Consider the following 19,648-nt stretch of genomic DNA (forward strand, 5'->3'; position numbering starts at 1 on the left):
AGGCCCTACAAACTCACAAGGATCACCATGGAATTGACTGGAGAAGTTCGCATCAACGCGCCCCGAGAGCGCGTGTGGCATGCGCTCAACGATGCACGCACCTTGATGGCTTGCATTCCGGGCTGCGAAGAAGTCGAGATCACCTCGCTCACCGAACGCCATGTGCGCTTGTTGGTCAAAGCCGGTCCGGTGCGGGCCCGCTTCGTCGGGAAAATCACCCTCAGCGATGTGGTGGCAGGCAGCGCCTGCGTGATGAACTTTGAAGGTTCGGGCGGCACCGCCGGCATGGCCACCGGCAAGTCGTCGGTACAACTGCGCGACGACGGCGACGCCACCGTGGTGCACTACACCGCTACCGCCTCGGTGGGTGGCAAGCTCGGGCAAATAGGCGCACGCATGCTCGACGCTGCCTCCAAACAAATGGCCGACCAATTCTTCAAACGCCTCGGCCAAGAATTGGGGGATGGGCAGACCCCGCCTTCATCCACCGCAGGTGCACCGCCCACGCAAGGTGCCGCTGCCGCGCACTCGGCAAGCACCAGCGCTTCTCACGCCAGCCATGTGCACAGCCCATCTGCCGCAGCCCCGCTCCTCAGTGAAGGCACCCGCTTGCTGTGGTTTGCCTGCGGCTGTGCGGCCACCGGGTTTGGCGTCTGGCTGGCCAGCTTGTTTCGCTGAGGCACCGACATGAAATCCCCCGAGTTCGATTACATCAAAGCCCGCTCTCTCGAACAGGCGCTGTCGCTGCTGGCCAGCCACGGTGACGAGGCGCGCATCCTGGCTGGTGGGCAAAGCCTGCTGGCGGCACTCAATATGCGCTTGTCCGAGCCTGCGCTGCTGATTGACATCAGCGGGCTCAACCACTTGCGCGGCATCCAGGTCACGCCCACCGCGTTGCGCATTGGGGCCTTGACCACCCACACCGACATTGAAAACTCAGCCCAAGTGGCCCAGCACGCCCCCCTGCTGAAACTGGCGGTGCCGCACATTGCCCACCGCGCCATCCGCAACGCGGGCACGTTTGGCGGCTCCATCGCCAACGCCGACCCCGCCGCCGAGTGGCCTTGCTGCTTGCTGGCCCTGGACGGCCAGGTGGTGGCCCAGAGCCCACGCGGTGAACGCCGTATCGCGGCATTGGATTTTTTCACCGGTCTCTACACCACCGAATTGGCCGATGACGAGGTGTTGACCGCCTGTGAATTGCCACTGGCACAACGCGACGACTGGTTTGGTTTTCAAGAACTGGCACGCCGCCATGGTGACTACGCGATTGCCGGCTTGGCCATGCACCTGCGCTTTGCAGGCCCCGTGGTGCAAGCGGCCAAGCTCAGTTGGCTGGGTTTGGCCAGCACGCCCTTGCGCAGCCGCAAAACCGAACAGCTGCTGCTTGGCAAACCGCTCGACACCACCACGTTCGAGATGGTCTCGGCCTCGTTGCGCGAAGAGCTCGACCCCCTGGCCGACCTCACCAACACCGGCGCCACCAAGAAACACCTCGCCACTGTGTTGGCGCGCCGCCTGCTGACCCAGGCCCAAGCCACGCGCCAAAGCGTGGCTGCTTGACACCCCCAAAGGCTCACCCATGTCAGACCTTCACACCATCCGACTCCATGTCAACGGCCAGTCGCACAGCTGCGCCATTCCGCCCCGACTGCACCTGATCGATTTGTTGCGCGACGAGCTGGGCCTCAAAGGCTCTCACCTGGGCTGCGAGCACGGCGTGTGCGGCGCCTGCACGGTCGAGGTCGAAGGCCGCATCGTGCGCGGCTGCCTCACACTCGCCGTGCAAGCCGACGGCGCACAAGTGCGCACGGTGGAGGGCCTGTCCGACTTGCCCGACGCGCGCCAGTTGCAACAGGCGTTTGTCAAACACAACGCCTTGCAGTGCGGCTTTTGCACCCCCGGCATGTTGATGGCCGCACGCGAGCTGGTGCAACACAAACCCGACGCCACCCGCGAAGAAGTGCGCGAGTGGATGAGTGGCAACTACTGCCGCTGCACCGGCTACCACGCCATCGTCGACGCCGTCTGCGACGTGCTGGCCCAACGCCACCAGGAGGCTGCCGCATGAGCACCGTGGTCCACACCCAAGACGCGCCCTTGCACGACCTGACGCAAGACCCGCGCTACATCGGCCACAGCCCCGAGCGCCCCAGCGCACGCCGTTTGGTGCAGGGCCAGGGCTGTTACGTCGACGACATCGAACTGCCGCGCATGGCCCATGTGGTGTACTGGCGCAGCCCGGTGGCGCATTGCCGCATCACGCGCATTCAGGGCGACTTTGCGCGCCGCATGCCCGGCGTGCTGCTGGTGGCCGACGGCCCCATGCTGGCCAAAATTTGCAAGCCCTGGGTCGCCACCCTGGGCCACTTGGCCAACATGAAATCGGCCCCGCAATACCCGCTGGCGATGGAACGCGCGCACTGGCAAGGCGAACCGGTGGTGGCCATCGTGGCCGAAACCCGCGCCCAGGCCGAAGACGCGCTGCAATACCTGCAAGTCGAATGGGAGCTGCTGCCTGCGGTGGTCAACATGGAAACCGCCCTCGACCCCAGCACCCCGGTGATTCACCCCGAGCTGGGCGACAACCTGTGCTTCACCCGCAGCTTAGACACCGGCGGCGTGGACGAGGCCTTTGCGCAAGCCGACCAGGTGGTCAACACCACCTTCGAGTTTGGCCGGCACACCGGCGTCACGCTGGAGCCGCGCTGCCAAATTGCCGACTGGCGCACCGCCGAGCAACAGCTCACGGTCTACCACTCGCAACAAGCGCCGCACATGATGCAAGACCTGTACGCGCGTCAATTCAGCATTCCCGAATCGTCGGTGCGCGTGATTTGCAAAGACGTGGGCGGCTCGTTTGGCATCAAGGTGCACGCCTACCCCGACGACTTTGCCACCGTGGCTTTGTCGATGATGCTGGGCCGTCCAGTGAAGTTTGTGGCCGACCGCATGGAGTCATTCACCAGCGACATCCACGCCCGCCACCACCGCATTGACGCCCGCATTGCGGTGCGCAACAACGGCGAAATTCTGGCCTTTGAAATTGACGACCTGACCGGCATTGGCCCGTTCTCGATGTTCCCGCGCACCAGCGCGATCGAGGGCAACCAGGTGGTCAACCTGGTGGGTGGCCCCTACAAACACCAGCACTACCGCGCCAAGTTGAATGTGGTGTTCCAAAACAAAACCCCCACCTGCCAATACCGGGGCGTGGGCCACCCGATTGCCTGCGCCGTCACCGAAGGCCTGGTGGACATGGCGGCACGCGCCATTGCCATGGATCCGCTGGAGATTCGCCGCCGCAACGTCATCCCCGATGACGCCTACCCGTGTTCGGGCATCAGCGGCATCAAGCTCGAAGGCCTGTCGCACCAAGCGTGTCTGGACAAGTTGGAGGGCCTCATGAACTACTCGGCCCTGCGCGCCGAACAAGCTGCGCTGCGCGAACAAGGCATTTACCGTGGCATTGGCATTGCGGCCTTGATTGAGCTGACCAACCCCAGTGCTGCGTTTTATGGTGTGGGCGGTGCCCGCATTGCCTCGCAAGACGGCGCCACCGCGCGCCTAGACCCCAACGGCGGTGTGACGGTGATGGTGAGCGTGGGTGAACAAGGCCAAGGCAACGACGCCATCTACACCCAAATCGCCGCCGATGCGGTGGGCGTGGACATGGCGCAGGTGCGTGTGGTCACGGGCGACACCGAGGTCACGCCCTATGGCGGCGGCACCTGGGCCTCGCGCGGGGCAGGCATTGGCGGCGAAGCCGTGTTGCTGGCGGGTCAAGCGCTGCGCGCCAACATCTTGAAGGTAGCCGCCGTGATCTTGAAACGCGAGGTGAGCGAGATCGAATTGCACCGTGGCCAAGTGGTGGACGCCCTCACCCGCGAGGTGCTGACGCCACTGACCGAGGTGGGCCGCATTGCCTACTTCCGCTCCGACTTGCTGCCCAACGACTTCACGCCCGAGTTGAGCGTGACGCGCCACTACGCGCAGCGCGACTACCCGTTCATCTTCACCAACGGCATGCAAGCTTCGTACGTGGAGGTCGACCCCGACACCGGCTTTGTCAAGCTGTTGCAGCACTGGGCGGTGGAAGACTGCGGTCGGGTGATCAACCCGCGCCTGGTGGATGAGCAAATTCGCGGTGCCATCGTGCAAGGCATTGGTGGGGCCATGCTGGAAGAGTGCCTCTACGACGACCAAGGCCTCATGCTCAACGCCAACATGGCCGACTACCTGGTGCCCATGTGCTCTGAGATGCCCGACATCCATGTGGCCCACGTGCAGACCCCCACAAAAAGCAGCCAACTCGGTGCCAAAGGTGCAGGCGAAGCCGGCACCGCCGGTGCCCCGGCGGCGGTGATGAACGCGATCAACGATGCACTGGCCCCGTTCAAGGCGCAGGTGGTGTCGCAGCCGTTTACACCGGAGAAGGTGTTGAAGGCGCTGGGCAAGGTGTGAGGCCTCAGGGCTCACGCGGGCCCGCGCGCTTGGGCGCGGGCTTGCTCGCCCGCAGGGGGCGATGTGCAGGCAAGACGTCACAGGCCCGGCGAAACGCTTGCAAGGTTTTTTGCACCAGACCCAAGACCGTGTCAGCGGGGTAATGCCCCAGTTCGCGGGTCCCAAAGGGCACACCGGTGAGCAGCGCCATGCCCTCGCCGACCCACTCAGCGGTGTAAATATGAAAGCGTCCTTGCGACACCGCATCCACCACCTGGGGTGACAGCATCAAGTGGCGACGGTTGCGGCCGGGTATCAACACCCCTTGCTGACCATCAAGCCCCAACAACTCGCAGGTCTGAAAGTAGCCTTCAATTTTTTCGTTGATGCCCCCCACCGGCAGCATCTCGCCGCGCTGGTTCAAGGCGCCGGTCACGGCGATGCCCTGGTGCAGTGGCAGTCCTGACAAGCTTGAGAGCAAGGCATACAACTCGGCACAAGACGCCGAGTCGCCTTCGACCCCGCTGTACTCTTGCTCAAACACCACCGAGGCATTCATGGCCAGAGGGGCCAAGTGCACAAACAGCGCGTTCAAGTAGCTTTGCAAAATCAACACGCCTTTGTCGTGGATGGGGCCTGACATCTCCACCTCACGTTCGATGTTGAGCAAGCCTTCGTGCCCCGCATACGTGCGTGCGGTCACACGCACCGGAAAGCCAAACTCGTAATCGCCCAAATCGATGACGGTCAAGCCATTGAGCTGCGCCACTTTGTGGCCCGTCACGTCCATCAAGCGGTCGCCATCCACAATGCTTTCTTGCAAACGTTGCTCGGGCGAGTTGTGACGGTGCTTGCGCGCTTGTGTGGCGGCATGCACGTCGTGTGCATCCACCAGATGGGCACCCCGCAAACGGGCCACGGCACTGCTCTCGATGACCAGGGCCTCCGACACACCAAAGGTGGCGCTTTGCCGGGTTTGGTCTTCGGCTGCGCGGTGGCTCTCTTCAATCAGCACCGCCACCGCAGCCGCCGTGAAATGCGGCAAGCCCAAACGCTGGCAGGTGTGCGCCACAAAAATAGCAGTGGCATGGCAAGAGCTGGGCGTGGCGGTGAAGCTCTCCACAAAATCGACCTTGCAACGAAAGTGTCTGGCGAATTCGGGGTCGGCTTCTTGCACCGCGTAGTACTCGTCCACCGAGGCAATCAGCACCAGCTTGACGTACACATCCACAGGCTCGGGTTCAAGCGACACCGCCGCAATGGGGGCCAGCATCATGCCGGGCTCTTCGATCTGCAAGCGCCCGCTGCGCAAGAAGCGGCGCAGCTTCTCCCACACGGGCGGATCAGCCAACAAGTCGCGCAAGTGCAGCATCAAAAAACCGCCATGGGCCTTGAGCAAACTGCCCGCGCGGATGCGGGAAAAGTCCGTCACCAGCATGTCGTTGTCGGGCTCGTACTCAATGCCACCAAACAAGGCACGAAACAGCGGGTTGTCTTCCACGATCACGGGGGCGCCCGTGAGGGCATGGTTGTCCACCACCACGTTGACACGCAAATGCGAGAGCACATCCACCAACGCTTCCAGGCGCGTCTCTTCGTCTTCGCTGGGTTGGAACAGCTCGATGTTTTCCAAAATTTCGTGCTGCACCTGCTCTAGATATGCGCCCAGCTTGACGCTGTCTTTGATTTGTTTTCGCAGGCCATTGCGGATGGTTTGCATCTCGCGTTCGAGCATGGGTTTCATGGTCTGCCTGCGCAACGCAGCCAACGCGTCGTTCATCACGCGCTCTTTGGCGCGGGTGGTTTCCAGGAATTTGGTGATTTCTTTCTGCAAGGCTTCTTCGGCACTGTCGATGGCAGCGCGTTGCTCGCGGCTGAGCTTCAAGCTCTTGGCCGGTGTCATGGCCTCGCCCTTGTCGTCTTTCAAGGTAAAGATCATGTTGCCTTGCTCACGCATCAGCCCAAAGTTGCGGGCCTCGGCATACGCACTGAGTTCGCCATAGCTGGCGTCTTCCTGTGCCTTGTACGCGCTGGTGATGCGCTCGCTCTTGACCTTAAAGTCTGGCCCGCTCAACCACTTGGGAATTTCGCTTTGCAGTGTCTTGGCAAACTGCGCCATCAACTGCCGCAGCAAACGGCCTTCGCCTGCCGGCAGGCGCAAGGCACGGGGGTGTTCCGGGGCGTCAAAGTTGTGCAAATAGCACAGGTCAGGGGGCACCGAGCGGTTGGCAGCTTGGGCGTGGAGCATTTGTCGCATCAGTGTGCTGCGGCCACTGCCCACCTCGCCCAAAACAAACAGGTTGTAGCCCGCTTGGTCCATGTTGAGGCCAAAGCGTGCGGCTTGCTCTGCGCGGTCTTGGCCAATCCAGGGCAAGGGCTGACCACTCAGCTCAGCCGTGTCGGCAAAGCCCAGGGCGGGGGCATCGACGCGCAAGCGCAACATGTCACAAGAAAGTCGTTGGTAGGTCATGACAGTGTGTGTGTTGATGGACGGACCTCGCCTGGCAAGGGCGTCAAGCCCTTGTTGGCGCGCTGCACCTGTTGCGACTCATTATGAAGGGATCTGCCGCCTACAGACATGCCGGCAGTCCAGGGTCAGCCAGATGGGCTCAGGCCTGCGCGTGAATCACCCGCAACAAACGATCGGGTGTCATCGGCAAATGGCGCGGGCGCACACCCAGCGCATGCACCACGGCATTGGCAATGGCCGCGCCGACCGGGCCCGCTGCCACTTCGCCCGCGCCCAAGCTGGGTTGTGCAGGGTCATCGACCAGGGTGATGTGGATCTCGGGCACCGCATCAAAATTCAAAATCGGGTAAGCATCCCAGTGGCTGCTGGTGATGCCCTCGGGGCCCCAAGTCACGGCTTCTTTGAGGGTCCAGCTGATGGCTTGCATCACACCGCCTTCGATTTGGTTGAGCAGCCCATCGCGATGCACCACGCGGCCCGCGTCCACCGTGCACCACACCTGTTTCACGCGGATGGATTCATCGACCTCCACCTCCACGGCCACCGCGCAATAGCCTGCACGGTTTTTGTAGCGGCCAAACGCCAGGCCCAAGCCCTGCCCTTCCCCACCCTCGCCGCGTTGCGCCCAACGCGCCGCTGCTGCGGTGGTTCGCAGCACGTGGCTGGCACGGTCATCTTTGGCGTGACGCAGTCTGAACTCGAGGGGGTCCACCTGCGCCATCGCGGCCAACTCGTCCATGAACGACTCAATGGCAAAGGTGTTGGCATAAGCGCCCAGCGAGCGCAAGGCCGACACACGCACCGGCCCGTGTGACACAAAGTGTTGCGTGACCTGTAAGGCCGGCAAGTCGTAATAAGGAATGATGTTGCGCAAGCCGCCGCCCGTGGGCAAGGTGACGTCTTTTTGCTCGGGCCTGGGCACATCGGGCTGCAAAGCCCACGCGGCCAGCAAGTTGATGCCGCTGGACCAACCCGGACGGTTCAAGTGGCTGTGGCTCCAGGTCTGGGCTTGCCAATCGGTGATGCGGCCTTGCGCGTCCAAACCGGCGCTGAGTTCGACCAAGCTGGCCGAGCCAACCGGTGACACACACAACTCGTCTTGCCGCGTCCACTGCACACGCACCGGCACTTGGAGTTGCTGGGCCAAGAAGGCAGCGTCCAGCGCCACGTCGTCTGCGCCGTTGTGGCCATAGCAACCTGCGCCGGGGCTGTGCACCACGTCCAGCGTGTCAACGGCCACGCCCAAGGCGGTGGCCATTTGTTCGCGCAGTTTGAACACGCCCTGCGAATGCGTCCACACCGTCAGCCCGTCTTGACCACTCGCCGTGCGCGAGGGCTCGGCCACGGCACAGGCCAAGCCGATGGAGGCATGGGCAATGTAGGGCTTGGAGTAGCGTTGCGTAAAGCGCTGGGTAGACACCAAAGCTTGGCCTTCATTCACCACCTGCTGCGTGTGTGCGGGCAAGCTGGTCAGCAAGGGCTCGATCTCTTGAAAGGCGGGCAACTCGGGCAACACCCATTTCACCAAAGCACAGGCTTTCTCATGAGCGCGCAGCAGCGCCGCCTCGTCGGGGCCCAGCAAGGCCATGAACTCGCCCTGACAGACCAGTTGCGTCACGCCGTCCAAAGCACGCAAGGCCGCCAAGTCGGGCTGGTGTGCACGCGCCTCGGCATGGGGCCCACGCAACACGCGGGCATGCAACATCTGTGGGCGCACGATGTCATGCACAAAACCTGGGCCGGTGAATTTGTCCCACAGGTCCACACGCACAAAGGCTTCATCGGCGGCTGCCTGCACATGGCCCGGATCTGCCTCGTCTGTGAGCGGCAGGTCGAGCCGCGTGGCGGCATAGTCAAAACTTTGTGCCAAGTCGTGGTAACTCACACGCTGGGCTGTCGCGTCCGCCGAGAACACGCCGTCTGTCAAGGTGAGCGCGCAAGGCAGCACCGACAAATGCGCACTGGCCTGCTGGGCAAACACACGTCGCATCTGCACGCAAGCATGGCGCAAGGCCGAGACACCCACCTCGACCGAGAAACTGCCTGCGGTGTAGCCCTCGTCGGGGCTGTGCGCGGTGTGGCCTGCGAGCAAGCTGGTTTGGTCGGGGCGCAAGCCCAATTCTTGGCAGGCCACTTTGAGCAAGGCGGCAGAAATGCCCTGCCCCAGTTCGACCTTGCCGCTGCGAATTTGAAAATGGCCATCGTCCAATAGGCGCACCCATTGGCCCAACAAAGGCGCGGTTTGAATGCTGGTGGGTAATGGTGTGGTGGACATGGCTTCAACCTTGTGCGTTCAAACGTTGGATGGCCAAGCGCGTGGCGCGCACGATGCGCACATGGGTGCCACAGCGGCACAAATGCCGGTTCAAGGCTTCGGTGATGTCGGCGTCTGTTGGCTTGCGGTTGTGCTGCAACAAGGCGGTGACAGACATGAGCATGCCGTTGATGCAATAGCCACACTGGGCCGCTTGCTCGTCCACAAAGGCTTGCAGCACCACCGCGCCCACCGGGTCTTGCGGCAACGAGGCGGGTGTGCGCACATCACAGCCCTGCACCGACCAATTGGGCGTGTTACACGACTGCTGCGCATGGCCGTCCACGATGACGGTGCATGCGCCACAGTTGCCTGCGCCACAGCCGTAGCGCACGTCTTTGGCGTTGCACGGGTTGCGCAGCAGGTGCACCAGCGCGGTGTTGGCCTCGGCCTGCACGGCAACGGCTTGGCCGTTGAGCTGAAAACTCGCAGTGTTCATGCGCACCCCTTGGCGTTTTAGGCTTTGATCTTCAAGAGCTTCATGGCGTTGAGGCCTTCGATCATGCGGCGCTGTGTGGCGGGCAAGCCTTTGACGCTGGCGATCAGACCCAGTGGATCGTCCATGCCCATGTCGTAGGGATAGTCGGTGCCCAACAGCACATGCTCTGCGCCGTAACGGTCGATCAGGTTTTTCAGCATGCGGGGGTCGAAGGTGATGGTGTCGAAGTAGAACTTCTCCAAATAGCTCGAAGGCTTCTTCTTGATCACGGTGCGCACATCGGGGCGTGCCTGCCATGCGTGGTCCATGCGGGCCCAGTAGTGGGCAATGTAGCCACCGCCGTGGGCGGCAATGAATTTGATTTTGGGGTTGCGTGCCACCACGCCATCCAGAATCAGGTGACTCACGGCCACTGTGGTTTCGAGCGGGTTGCCAATCACGTTGTTGAAGTAGTGGTTGGTCAAGCGCTCGCCCTGGGTGTAGCCCAGGGGGTGCATGAAGATCACGGTGCCCAGTTCGTTGGCTTTGGCGAAGAACTTTTCCAAACCCAAACGTGGGTCGGTCAGATTCATGCCGTTGACGTTGGTACAAATTTCTACGCCGCGCATGCCAAGTTTTTTAACGCAGTACTCCAGCTCTTTGACGGCCAGCTCAGCGTTTTGCAAAGGCACGGTGCCCAGGCCCACAAAACGGTCGGGGTGTTTGGCCACCAACTCGGCAATGCCGTGGTTCACGTCGCGTGCCAGCTCGGCACCGAGTTTGGGCTCGGTGAAATAGAAGTAGTGGTAAGGCGCTGGGCACACGGCCTGGATGTCCACCCCCATGCGGTCCATGTCTTGGATGCGCTCTTCAATGCCCATCAACTTGGGGGCACGGGTTTTCATTTGCTTGACGTTGGTTTGGTTGGTCAACTCGTTGGCAAAAATCACCGTGGGGTCGTACTGCGCCGCGTTGAGGTGGGCGGTTTTTTTGTTCACCTCGGGGTTGAGGTAGTGGCAGTGGATGTCCACCACTTTGGATTTGCCGCGACGGTCTTTGACGATGTGGGCGGTGGCCGATTTGGACTTGACGCCCGTGGTGGCAGCGGCCTTGGTGCTGCTGCTCTTGGCCGCTTTGGCCGTGACGGCCTTGGCCGATTTGGCACTGCTGGCGAGCGAGAAGCCGTGGTCGTGATCGGGGTCACTGCAAGAAGCGGCGCAGGTGTAAAACATGGTGAGTCCTTCAGGGTTTGAAAAAAGTACGGGGTTCAGAACACGCCCAGATGGCGTGTGGCTAATTCAGGGTTGGCGCGCACCGCGTCGTGGGTGCCGGCAAAGGCCACCTCACCGGTGTTGAGTACGACGATGTCGTCGGCCAAGCCCATGGCGAGTTCGAAGTTTTGTTCCACCAAGATGATGGACAAACCTTCTGACTTGAGTTTGGCAATGCCGCGTGACACCTCGGCCACGATGAGAGGCGCCAAGCCCTCCGAGGGCTCGTCGAGCAACAGCACATCGGGGTTGCCCATCAAGGCGCGGCCAATCACCAGCATTTGTTGCTCACCACCCGACAAGGTGCCCGCGCGTTGCTTGTGGCGTGGCAACAGTTGTGGGAACAAGTCATACACACGTTCCAGCGTCCAGGGGTGGGCAATGTCGCGCTTTTGTTCGGCCACGATGAGGTTTTCTTCCACACTCAGGCTGGCAAACACACGCCGGCCTTGTGGCACCAAGCGGATGCCACGTTTGGCAATCGCTTCCGGCGGCAGTGCACCGATGGACTGGCCATTGAGCAGCACCTGGCCACCGGTGCACGGCAACAAACCGGACAAGGTGAGCATGGTGGTGGTTTTGCCAGCGCCGTTGCGGCCGAGCAAGGCCAGCACATGGCCTTTTTTCAAGGTAAACGACACACCATGCAGCACATGGCTGTCGCCGTAGTGGGCATGGACGGCGTCAAGGGTCAACAAATCAGTGGCCAAGGTAGACCTCCCGGGTACGAGGGTGGTTGACCACCGTCTCGCGGTCACCTTCCACAATCAAGCTGCCGTAGTGCAGCACTGCAATTTGTTCGGCAAAGGCCAAGGCCACGTCCATGTCGTGTTCGATCATCACGATGGTGGTGGACTTAGGGAGCGCCGCAATCAGGTCGCGCACGATGATGCGTTCGTCATGTGACAAGCCCGCCAGCGGCTCATCGAGCAACAACAAGCGCGGCGACTGGGCCATGGCTACCGCAATCTCGACCCGGCGTTGTTCACCGTAAGAGATTTCTCCCGCTGCCAAATGCGCGCTCTCTTTCAAGCCCACGGAGGCCAACACGGTTTCGGCTTGGTGGTACAGCGCATCATCAAGCTTCAAAGGTTTGAAAGCTTGGAAACGCCTCGTGCTCACCCCCAACAAAGACAAGGCCACGTTGTGCAGCAAGCTGTCTTTGGAAAACAAGGTGATGATTTGGTAGGTGCGGCTCACCCCCGCGTGGGCACGACGGTGCACAGGCTGGTGGGTGACGTCTTCGCCAAACACTTTGATGGTGCCGGAGTTGGGCTGCAAGTCGCCTGAGATTTGGTTGAACAGCGTGGTCTTGCCAGCCCCATTGGGGCCAATGATCAGACGGCGTTCACCGGGCTTGACCGCGAACGACACGTCTTGCGTGACCTTCACACCGCCAAAGCTTTTGCACAGGTGGCTGACTTCAAGTGCGTAGGTCATGCCTTGCTCCCGCTACCAAAACGTTTCTTCCACACATCCACTGCGGACACCAGGCCCGCGGGCATGAAGATCACGATGAACAAGAAGACCAGACCCAGCAGCATGTTCCAGCGCTCCACATACGCCGAGGCGTAGTTCTTGAGCACCACCACCACCAACGCACCCAGCAGTGGGCCTGCCAGGGTGCCCGAACCCCCAGCGATGACGCACAACAAGGCCTCGGCAGAGACGGTGATGGCCATCACACTGGGGTGGATGTATTTGTGGAAATAGACATACAACAAACCTGCCACCGCCCCCAGAAAACTGGCGATCACAAACGTGGTCCAGCGGATGGCCCAGACGTTGTAGCCCAGCGCGCTCATGCGTCGCGCCTGGTCGCGGGTGCCGCGAATGGAGGCACCAAAGGGCGAACGGATCAACACGCTGATGGCGTAAATACAAGCGCAGGTGATGATCAGCGCAAACCAGTAAAAGTTGTTGCTGATGTCCAGGTCAATGCCAAACGGGTGTGGGCGCGTCAGACCGGACAAGCCGTTGTCACCGTTGGTGACCGACACCCAGCGGTAGCCCAAGCCCCAGACGATTTGCGACAGAGCCAAGGTCAACATCAGAAAACCCAGCCCCGTGGCACGCAATGCGATCCAGCCAAACACCATGCCAATCAAGGTGGTGAGCAGCAAGGCCGCAGGGGCCGTGATGGTGTGGTCCAGTCCCATCTTGATCGACAACCAAGCCGAGATGTAGGCCGACAAGCCCATGTAAGTGGCGTGCCCGAGCGACGTCAACCCGGCGTAGCCCACCAACAAGTTGAGGCTGGACGCAAAGATGACGGCGATGAGAATTTGGCTGCCCAGGTTGACGAAATATTCGCCCGACATCAGCGGCAGCACAGCGAGAAATACGATGCCCAACAGCACCCATAAACGGTTCATGTTGTGACTCTTCCAAAGAGGCCTTGCGGCTTGAAGGCAATGACCACCACCATGGGCAGAAACAAGATGACGTAGGCCAGATCAGGCACCAAGGCAATGCCAAAGGTGTAGATGAAGCCCACGATGAAACTGGCCACAAAGGTGCCCACCAAACTGCCGACACCGCCCAGAATCACGACGATCAAAGCCAGCGGCAACATGTCGGCGTCCAGGCCCGGATAGGCATTAAAGATCGGTCCACCCAAGGCCCCGCCCAGACCTGCCAAGGCAGCCCCCAAGCAAAACACCGTGGTAAACAAACCCGAGGCCGGAATGCCCACGGCGCGCGCCATCGGCATGTCGTCCACCCCTGCGCGAATCATGGCGCCCAAGCGGGTGCGCTCCATCAACAAGTACAGCAGCACGCCCACCACGATGGAGAAGCCCAACACCACCAAGCGGTAGGTGGGGAACCGCAGGTTGAACATTTCCATCGGTGCCTGAAACATCGATGGGGTTTGAATCGGCAACGGGTCACCGCCCCACAGCATCAAACACAGATCGGCCACCACAAACGACAGCCCCAAGGTGGCCAGCACCTGGCCTTGCGCGTTGTTGGTGAGGCGACGCAAGATGAAGCGCTCGATCAAACCGCCGACCACCGCCATGGTGAGCATGGACGCGCAAGCGGCCAACACCAGGCCGTGGCCTTCGCGAATCATCGTGGCAGCGACATAAGCGCCGAGCATGAACAAAGACCCGTGTGTCAGATTGGCAATGCGCATCAAACCGAAGATGAGCGCAAATCCGGAGGACAGCATGAACAGCAGCCCTCCGAATGCCAGACTGTTGAGGGTTTGGATGACCCAAATCTGCATGATGAACCTTGTGGTTTAAGACTCGAGGTTCTTGGCCGGTGGCCAATCGCGCGAGTACACCGGGTTGGCCAAGAACTGCTTGGGGTCGTAGTTCCAGAACTGGCTCACGTTGGGGTAGGTCTTGATCACCGAGTTGACCAAGCGGCCTTCTTTGCGCGCCACTTGGCGGATGTAGACGTCACCCACCACGTTGCCCAAGTCGTCAAACTTGACGTTGCCGCGTGCGGTGGCCACGTTGGTTTTCTTCAAAGCCGCCATCAAGGCGTCGCGGTCGTTGATCTTGCCGCCAATGGCTTTGACGGCCGCTTCCAAGATCGCACCGTTCACATAGGTGGCCGCAGCGTAGTAACCCGGGTCGTAGCTGAACTGCTTGCGGAAAGCCGGGGCAAACTTGGCGTTGATGGCGTTGTCCAACTCGGCGGAGTACCAGCACACGGTTTGAATGCCCAAGGCTTCGTCGCCCATGTTGCGCAGTACGGATTCGTCCAGCGCAGTCATGCCACCCACGATGGTCATTTTGTTGCGCAGACCGTATTCGTTGAACTGGCGCACGAAGCGGAAACCGTTGGAGCCGGCAAAGCCCAAGAAGATGCCATCCACGTCGGTCTTGAGTTGTGCCAAGAAGCTGCCGTAGTCAGGCGCCGTGAGTGGTGGGAACATTTTTTGAACGATCTTGCCGCCGTTTTCTTCGAACACGCGCTGGAAACCTGCGTTCATTTCGTGGCCGTAGGCAATGTCGTCGGCAATCATGGCCATGCGCTTGAACTTCAAGGTTTTGGCGCAATGGTCGGCCATCACATGCGAGCACTGTGACGACGAAGACGTGGCACGCACAAACCAAGGGTTGGGTTTGCGCTGGGTCATGTCGTCAGCGGCAGCCACTGACAAGGTAGGTACTTTTTGCGCCTTGAGGTAGTCGTCAATGGCCAGGGCTTCAAAGGCAGCCAGAGGGCCCATCAGCACATGGATCTTGTTGAGCTCCACCAACTCCTGAACTTTGGACTTGGCATTGGCGGGGACGCCCCCGGTGTCGGCCACGATGAGTTGCACTTTCTGGCCCGCGATCATGTTGTTGCGTTCGGCCAAGTACATGACCAAGGCGCGCTCCATGTCGATGCCGCCAGAAGCCAAAGGCCCGGTTTTGACGGTCAATAAACCGATGCGAATGCCCTCGCCTGCTTGGGCTTGTGCAGCCATGGGCAAGGCCATGGTCATACCGGCGGCTGCCGTGGTTTGTAAAAAGTCGCGTCTTGTCGTCATGCATGTCTCCTGATGTGGATGCTGTGTGAATAAAACAAACTTGGCTCTCACGCTTCCTCTGCGGGAAGTTACTGACTGCGCCCTCGCGGGATGACGGGCAGCAGCAAGTACGGCTGCTCGTCGGCATCGAAATGAAGGGTGGTCTCTCCGCCAAACACACCCGGGGGGCGATCCCGTGGGTCGTTGTGCAAGAAGGGACCACAGCCGAGCAACTCATTTTTGAAGTTGGACAACTTCAACCCGGTTTTCTCGGCATAAATGTAATCACGCCCACGCACCGACAGCGCCAAGCGATGGCCTGCTGGAATGACGATGGAGGTGGGCCACAGCTCCACATCCAGCGTCACCGCTTGACCCGGTGTCAAAGGCTGGGCTTGAGTGTGCGTGTGGTACGGACGGTAGGGGCGCGTCAGCTCAGCATCGAGCGCGCGGTGCGACGCGCGCAACCAACCCTGGGCCACCGGCGTGTGCGGGTCGATGGCCCCGGCAAAGGTGACTTCGCGCAGGTCGGGCGTCAAGACACGCAGCACCAAAAACACATCGGCATCGGCGGTGCTCGACGACATCTTGAGTTGCGCGGCCAGTGGGCCGGTCAACTCCATGTCGAGGCTCAGCGGTGCGGACACAAAACTCAAACCATCGCCCATGGCTTGAAAACTCAAACGCCCCTGCGTGGCTGATGGCTGCTCGGACAAAGATTGGTCATGGGCCGACAAATACATCTTGGTCCACTGCGTCTGCGGCAAGGGCCAGTTGCTGTCGGTGCGTTCCTCAAAGCGATGGGGGTGGCGCACCTGCAAGCGCACCGGGGGCTCTTGGTCCCAGCCATTGGCTTCGCCCTTGAGGAAGTGAGCAAAGAAACGCTTTTGAATCTGAATGCCGTAGTCGGTGTAGAAGTGGGTCCAGTGCTCCAGACCATGCATCTCCAGCCACTTTTGCTTGGACGCGGCACGCATGAAGCTCTCGGAATTGCCACGCAAATGCAAGCCCTGGCCACCCCAGTTACCAGCCGACAAAAACGGCACGGTGATCTTGTCCCATTGGGCCGAGCGTTCGCGGTGGTAGGCGTCGTCTTCGGGGTGCGACAAGATGTCTTGTCCGAACTGGCAGCGGTTGGCGGCCAACTCGCTGTCTGACAGGGTGACATCACCGCACACCCAGGCACCTGTGGCCGGGCTCTTGGGCCCACGCTCGCCGACACCGTATTGCACAGTTTTGACTTGCATGTCGTACCAGTTGTCCCAGAAGGTGGACAAGATGCCGCCGTGGTGCGTCATGTCGCGGTACCAATCGGCGGCACCCTCCCAGATGCACATGGCACTCAGGTACTTGGGTTGACGGCTGGCCACTTGCCACTGGTTGATGCCAAAGTAAGACACGCCCGACAAACCCACTTTGCCGTTGGACCAACCTTGTTGCCCTGCCCACTCGATGCAGGCCACAAAGTCATCGGTTTCGCGCGGTGAGAAATGGTCCACATACCCCGGCGAGCGACCACAGCCACGCGAGTCAACGCGCACACAGACATAACCATCGGGCACCCATTTTTCAGGATCGACGACTTCCCAGTTTTGAAACAGGTTGGACGAACCGTGTGGCACATCGGGGTGATCGCTGACCATTTTTTGCCAGGCGCTGGGGTAGCCTTCTTGAAAGGCCAAGCCCTTGGCATAGGGCCCGTAGCTCAACAGCACCGGGTACTGTCCCGGCGCGATCGGGCGAAACACGTCGGCACGCAAGACCAGACCATCGTCCATCTGAATCGGCACATCCCAATCGATGGTCATGCAGGCGCGAACTTCCGAATAGGTGCTGTCGGTGCGGTGTGTCAAGTGAGCCTCCAACGCAGTCAACGGGATAGGTCAGCGGCCAATGGCGGCGTTGACGCGTGGCATCACCTCGTTGGCAAACAGCTCCATCGAGCGTTTGCCTAAGGCGGGGTCCATCCAATCGTGGCAAGCGTACAAGAGGTTGCCAAAATCGCCCACTTGCTCGCGGAAGGCCAAGATTTGATCCACCACCGAGTTCACGGTACCGGCCAACACCAAGCGGTTGGTCACGTACTCAGGCGTGACCAAGGCGTCGTCCATGTTGGGGTCGGTCTTGAACAAATTGCTGCGACCGCCTTTGAGCATCTTGCGCACCAACTGCTTGAAATAAAAATGGTAGGGACCGCCCTCTTCCAAGCCATAACGCTTGGCGGTGGCTTCGTCGTCGGCCACAAAAATGCTCTTGGCCACGCGCCATTCGCTGGGGCTGGCGACGGCTCCGACGGCTTCACGACCTTCCACATACTTGGGCCAATGGGTCTTGACCCACTCGGGCATCAGGAAGTTGGCGGAGATAGGTTGCCAGCCGCGCTTGGCCATTTCCGTCACACCCTTGGAGAACGGGGCGACGGCGGTGCCCACGATCAGAGGGTGTGGGCGCTGGTAGGGCTTCATGATGAAGCCTTGGCCGATTTCAGGAATCATGGTTTTGCCAACCGACACTTTCCAGAACTCGCCTTCGATGTCGTAGGGCGGCTCCGACTCCCAAATTTTGAGCACCATGTTGATGCTCTCGACAAACATGGCGTTGCGGTCTTTGCCAAAGTTGCCAAACACCTCGGCGTCTGACATCAAGCCCCCAGGGCTGATGCCCATGATGAAGCGGCCCTTGAGCATGTGGTCCATCATCGCGGCTTGCGCGGCAATCGCCGCAGGATGGGCATTGGGCATGTTGATGGTGCCCGTGCCCAACATGATGTTTTTGGTTTCAGCAATCAAGCTGGCCAAAAAAATCATGCTCGACGTGACCGTCTCCGCAGCATCGGTGACGTGCTCGCCCACATAAGCCTCGCTGTAACCGCAACGGTCGGCCAAGATGATGGCTTCGCGGTCCTCTGCCAATGTCTCGGTGATGTTTCGCCCGGGCGGATGCAGCGGCATCATGAACATGCTGTGTTTCAATGTCTTCTCCTTGAATATGTGAAATGGGGTGCTCAGGCCACGCTGCACTCAGCGCCTTGCAAATAACTGCCCTGACAAAACAGCAAGGTAGGCTTGCGCTCATAGGCGTATTGCTCGACCAGGCCTAAAAACAAAATGTGATCGCCCACCACCAAGCGCTCGGTGGTTTTGCACTCCAACGTGGCCACGCAATCGGCAAGCACAGGCACACCACCCAAGCCTGGGGTGTAGTCCACGCCTTCAAATTTGTTGGTCACGGCTGTGCTGGAAAAACGTTTGGACAGGTGTACCTGATCCAGCGACAAGATGTTGATGACAAAGCGTTCGGTTTGATCGAACACATCCAAACTGGGGGAGCCTTTGACCAAGCTCCACAGCACGATGGGCGGGTCCAAAGACACAGAGCTGAAAGAGTTGGCGGTGACCCCCACCAGACGGGTTTGGGCGTTGCCCGAGGTCACGACCGTGACGCCCGTTCCAAAACTTCCAAAGGCATTGCGCAAATCGCGCGGATCGAAAACGAGCTTCTTGGTGTTCATATGATCACTTTAAGGTGATCACATGATCAATAGCATCGGTGCTTTCCCTAGCTGCGCGATTTATTTCGAGGTTTCTTGTCAGGCGTCAAGCCCAAAATTTGCGGCAGTACTACGCGCGCACCCGCCATGAAGTGCGCAATGGTGACGCGGATCATCTCCTCCACATCGTCTTCAATGGGCACATTGAAAATCCAACGCCGCTGGCCAAAGTAAAAAATGCGCGCGTTGATGCTCCAGACCAGCTCAATCTCGGCGGTCTTGAGGGGCAACTCTTTCACCGTTGGCAAATTCAACTCATGACGCAGCTCGGCGGCCACGGGCTCCAAGATGCGGGTGCGCAGCACATCGAGGTATTTTTTGTTGATGCTCTCCCCGCGCAAGCCTGAGAACATGAAGATGCGCACCCAGTCGCGGGTCAGGGCCGCCTTGGAATACTCGATGTACAAGCTCACCAAGCGGTCTTCCAGCGGGATGCTGCGGTCTTGGATGACCGACTCCCAAAACGGGTTCCAGCGCCCGAGGTAGACCTCTTCGTAGACCCGATCAATCAGCGCTTCTTTGTTGGGAAAGTATTTGTAGAGCAGCGATTGGGTCACACCCAAACGCCGCGCCAACTCGCGCGTGTCGCCACTGAAGCCCACCTCGGCAAAAAACTCGACCGCGCCACGCGCGATCTGTTGTTCTCGCTCCTGGCTGCTGAGTCGTTTCTTTTCGGGAGGGGTGTTTTTCGAAGGCATGACCCGCATTGTC

The 19,648-nt window shown here is 60.5% G+C and carries 17 protein-coding genes; 4 read left to right on the forward strand and 13 right to left on the reverse strand.

Going from position 1 to position 19,648, the window contains the following annotated elements:
- Positions 1–27: 27 nt before the first annotated feature.
- From B9Z39_RS07335 to B9Z39_RS07350, 4 genes are read left to right on the forward strand one after another with little or no spacing between them, the layout of a single operon-like run.
- Positions 28–678 carry a CoxG family protein gene (locus B9Z39_RS07335; protein WP_108301198.1) on the forward strand — a complete coding sequence of 217 codons (651 nt, stop codon included), beginning with the start codon at positions 28–30 and terminating at the stop codon, positions 676–678.
- A 9-nt stretch (positions 679–687) separates the two neighbouring features.
- Positions 688–1,563: a xanthine dehydrogenase family protein subunit M gene (locus tag B9Z39_RS07340; RefSeq protein ID WP_108301199.1), complete on the forward strand. Its 876-nt coding sequence runs from the start codon at positions 688–690 to the stop codon at positions 1,561–1,563.
- A gap of 19 nt (positions 1,564–1,582) precedes the next feature.
- Complete coding sequence (locus B9Z39_RS07345) at positions 1,583–2,071, forward strand: (2Fe-2S)-binding protein (protein ID WP_100146864.1); 489 nt, start codon at positions 1,583–1,585, stop codon at positions 2,069–2,071.
- A complete protein-coding gene (locus B9Z39_RS07350) occupies positions 2,068–4,464 on the forward strand; it encodes a xanthine dehydrogenase family protein molybdopterin-binding subunit (protein ID WP_108301200.1) in 2,397 nt (798 codons plus the stop codon). Before B9Z39_RS07345 ends, B9Z39_RS07350 begins: the two co-directional genes overlap by 4 nt.
- A 4-nt stretch (positions 4,465–4,468) precedes the next feature.
- Here B9Z39_RS07350 and B9Z39_RS07355 read toward each other — a convergent pair whose 3' ends face one another.
- From B9Z39_RS07355 to B9Z39_RS07415, 13 genes are all read right to left on the reverse strand, one after another.
- Positions 4,469–6,913 carry a Lon protease family protein gene (locus tag B9Z39_RS07355; protein WP_108301201.1) on the reverse strand — a complete coding sequence of 815 codons (2,445 nt, stop codon included), beginning with the start codon at positions 6,911–6,913 and terminating at the stop codon, positions 4,469–4,471.
- Positions 6,914–7,052: 139 nt separating this feature from the next.
- Positions 7,053–9,188 carry a molybdopterin cofactor-binding domain-containing protein gene (locus B9Z39_RS07360; protein WP_108301202.1) on the reverse strand — a complete coding sequence of 712 codons (2,136 nt, stop codon included), beginning with the start codon at positions 9,186–9,188 and terminating at the stop codon, positions 7,053–7,055.
- 4 nt (positions 9,189–9,192) lie between these two features.
- Positions 9,193–9,666 (reverse strand): (2Fe-2S)-binding protein, encoded by a 474-nt coding sequence (locus B9Z39_RS07365; RefSeq protein WP_100146868.1) that lies wholly within the window; start codon positions 9,664–9,666, stop codon positions 9,193–9,195.
- A gap of 17 nt (positions 9,667–9,683) precedes the next feature.
- Entirely contained in the window at positions 9,684–10,877 is a 1,194-nt protein-coding gene (locus B9Z39_RS07370) for an amidohydrolase family protein (RefSeq protein ID WP_100146869.1), read from the reverse strand.
- A gap of 35 nt (positions 10,878–10,912) precedes the next feature.
- On the reverse strand, positions 10,913–11,626 hold the full coding sequence (locus tag B9Z39_RS07375; protein WP_233248944.1) for an ABC transporter ATP-binding protein: 714 nt from the start codon (positions 11,624–11,626) through the stop codon (positions 10,913–10,915).
- Positions 11,616–12,356: an ABC transporter ATP-binding protein gene (locus B9Z39_RS07380; RefSeq protein ID WP_100146871.1), complete on the reverse strand. Its 741-nt coding sequence runs from the start codon at positions 12,354–12,356 to the stop codon at positions 11,616–11,618. Before B9Z39_RS07380 ends, B9Z39_RS07375 begins: the two co-directional genes overlap by 11 nt.
- Positions 12,353–13,291 (reverse strand): branched-chain amino acid ABC transporter permease, encoded by a 939-nt coding sequence (locus B9Z39_RS07385; RefSeq protein ID WP_108301204.1) that lies wholly within the window; start codon positions 13,289–13,291, stop codon positions 12,353–12,355. The genes B9Z39_RS07380 and B9Z39_RS07385 overlap by 4 nt, the downstream gene beginning before the upstream one ends.
- Entirely contained in the window at positions 13,288–14,148 is an 861-nt protein-coding gene (locus B9Z39_RS07390; protein WP_100146873.1) for a branched-chain amino acid ABC transporter permease, read from the reverse strand. The genes B9Z39_RS07385 and B9Z39_RS07390 overlap by 4 nt, the downstream gene beginning before the upstream one ends.
- 15 nt (positions 14,149–14,163) lie before the next feature.
- Entirely contained in the window at positions 14,164–15,408 is a 1,245-nt protein-coding gene (locus B9Z39_RS07395) for an ABC transporter substrate-binding protein (protein ID WP_100146874.1), read from the reverse strand.
- Positions 15,409–15,476: 68 nt separating this feature from the next.
- Entirely contained in the window at positions 15,477–17,240 is a 1,764-nt protein-coding gene (locus tag B9Z39_RS07400) for a CocE/NonD family hydrolase (protein ID WP_369908119.1), read from the reverse strand.
- 30 nt (positions 17,241–17,270) lie between these two features.
- Positions 17,271–18,359, reverse strand: a complete 1,089-nt coding sequence (locus B9Z39_RS07405; protein ID WP_100146899.1) for an LLM class flavin-dependent oxidoreductase — start codon at positions 18,357–18,359, stop codon at positions 17,271–17,273.
- 32 nt (positions 18,360–18,391) lie between these two features.
- Entirely contained in the window at positions 18,392–18,898 is a 507-nt protein-coding gene (locus B9Z39_RS07410) for a flavin reductase family protein (RefSeq protein ID WP_108301205.1), read from the reverse strand.
- Positions 18,899–18,945: 47 nt separating this feature from the next.
- On the reverse strand, positions 18,946–19,635 hold the full coding sequence (locus B9Z39_RS07415; protein WP_199172968.1) for a TetR/AcrR family transcriptional regulator: 690 nt from the start codon (positions 19,633–19,635) through the stop codon (positions 18,946–18,948).
- Between the last annotated feature and the right edge of the window lie 13 nt (positions 19,636–19,648).

Origin of the sequence: Limnohabitans sp. JirII-29 (genome assembly GCF_003063395.1) — a bacterium.
Classification (GTDB): Bacteria; Pseudomonadota; Gammaproteobacteria; order Burkholderiales; family Burkholderiaceae_C; genus Limnohabitans.

What these genes read in the sequence shown, in the direction of transcription:
- B9Z39_RS07340 (WP_108301199.1), top strand. Translation starts at nt 688, where the DNA reads ATGAAATCCCCCGAGTTCGATTACATCAAAGCCCGCTCTCTCGAACAG.
- B9Z39_RS07355 (WP_108301201.1), bottom strand. Translation starts at nt 6,913, where the DNA reads ATGACCTACCAACGACTTTCTTGTGACATGTTGCGCTTGCGCGTCGAT.
- B9Z39_RS07395 (WP_100146874.1), bottom strand. Translation starts at nt 15,408, where the DNA reads ATGACGACAAGACGCGACTTTTTACAAACCACGGCAGCCGCCGGTATG.
- B9Z39_RS07350 (WP_108301200.1), top strand. Translation starts at nt 2,068, where the DNA reads ATGAGCACCGTGGTCCACACCCAAGACGCGCCCTTGCACGACCTGACG.
- B9Z39_RS07390 (WP_100146873.1), bottom strand. Translation starts at nt 14,148, where the DNA reads ATGCAGATTTGGGTCATCCAAACCCTCAACAGTCTGGCATTCGGAGGG.
- B9Z39_RS07410 (WP_108301205.1), bottom strand. Translation starts at nt 18,898, where the DNA reads ATGAACACCAAGAAGCTCGTTTTCGATCCGCGCGATTTGCGCAATGCC.
- B9Z39_RS07415 (WP_199172968.1), bottom strand. Translation starts at nt 19,635, where the DNA reads ATGCCTTCGAAAAACACCCCTCCCGAAAAGAAACGACTCAGCAGCCAG.
- B9Z39_RS07335 (WP_108301198.1), top strand. Translation starts at nt 28, where the DNA reads ATGGAATTGACTGGAGAAGTTCGCATCAACGCGCCCCGAGAGCGCGTG.
- B9Z39_RS07365 (WP_100146868.1), bottom strand. Translation starts at nt 9,666, where the DNA reads ATGAACACTGCGAGTTTTCAGCTCAACGGCCAAGCCGTTGCCGTGCAG.
- B9Z39_RS07345 (WP_100146864.1), top strand. Translation starts at nt 1,583, where the DNA reads ATGTCAGACCTTCACACCATCCGACTCCATGTCAACGGCCAGTCGCAC.
- B9Z39_RS07360 (WP_108301202.1), bottom strand. Translation starts at nt 9,188, where the DNA reads ATGTCCACCACACCATTACCCACCAGCATTCAAACCGCGCCTTTGTTG.
- B9Z39_RS07370 (WP_100146869.1), bottom strand. Translation starts at nt 10,877, where the DNA reads ATGTTTTACACCTGCGCCGCTTCTTGCAGTGACCCCGATCACGACCAC.
- B9Z39_RS07385 (WP_108301204.1), bottom strand. Translation starts at nt 13,291, where the DNA reads ATGAACCGTTTATGGGTGCTGTTGGGCATCGTATTTCTCGCTGTGCTG.
- B9Z39_RS07380 (WP_100146871.1), bottom strand. Translation starts at nt 12,356, where the DNA reads ATGACCTACGCACTTGAAGTCAGCCACCTGTGCAAAAGCTTTGGCGGT.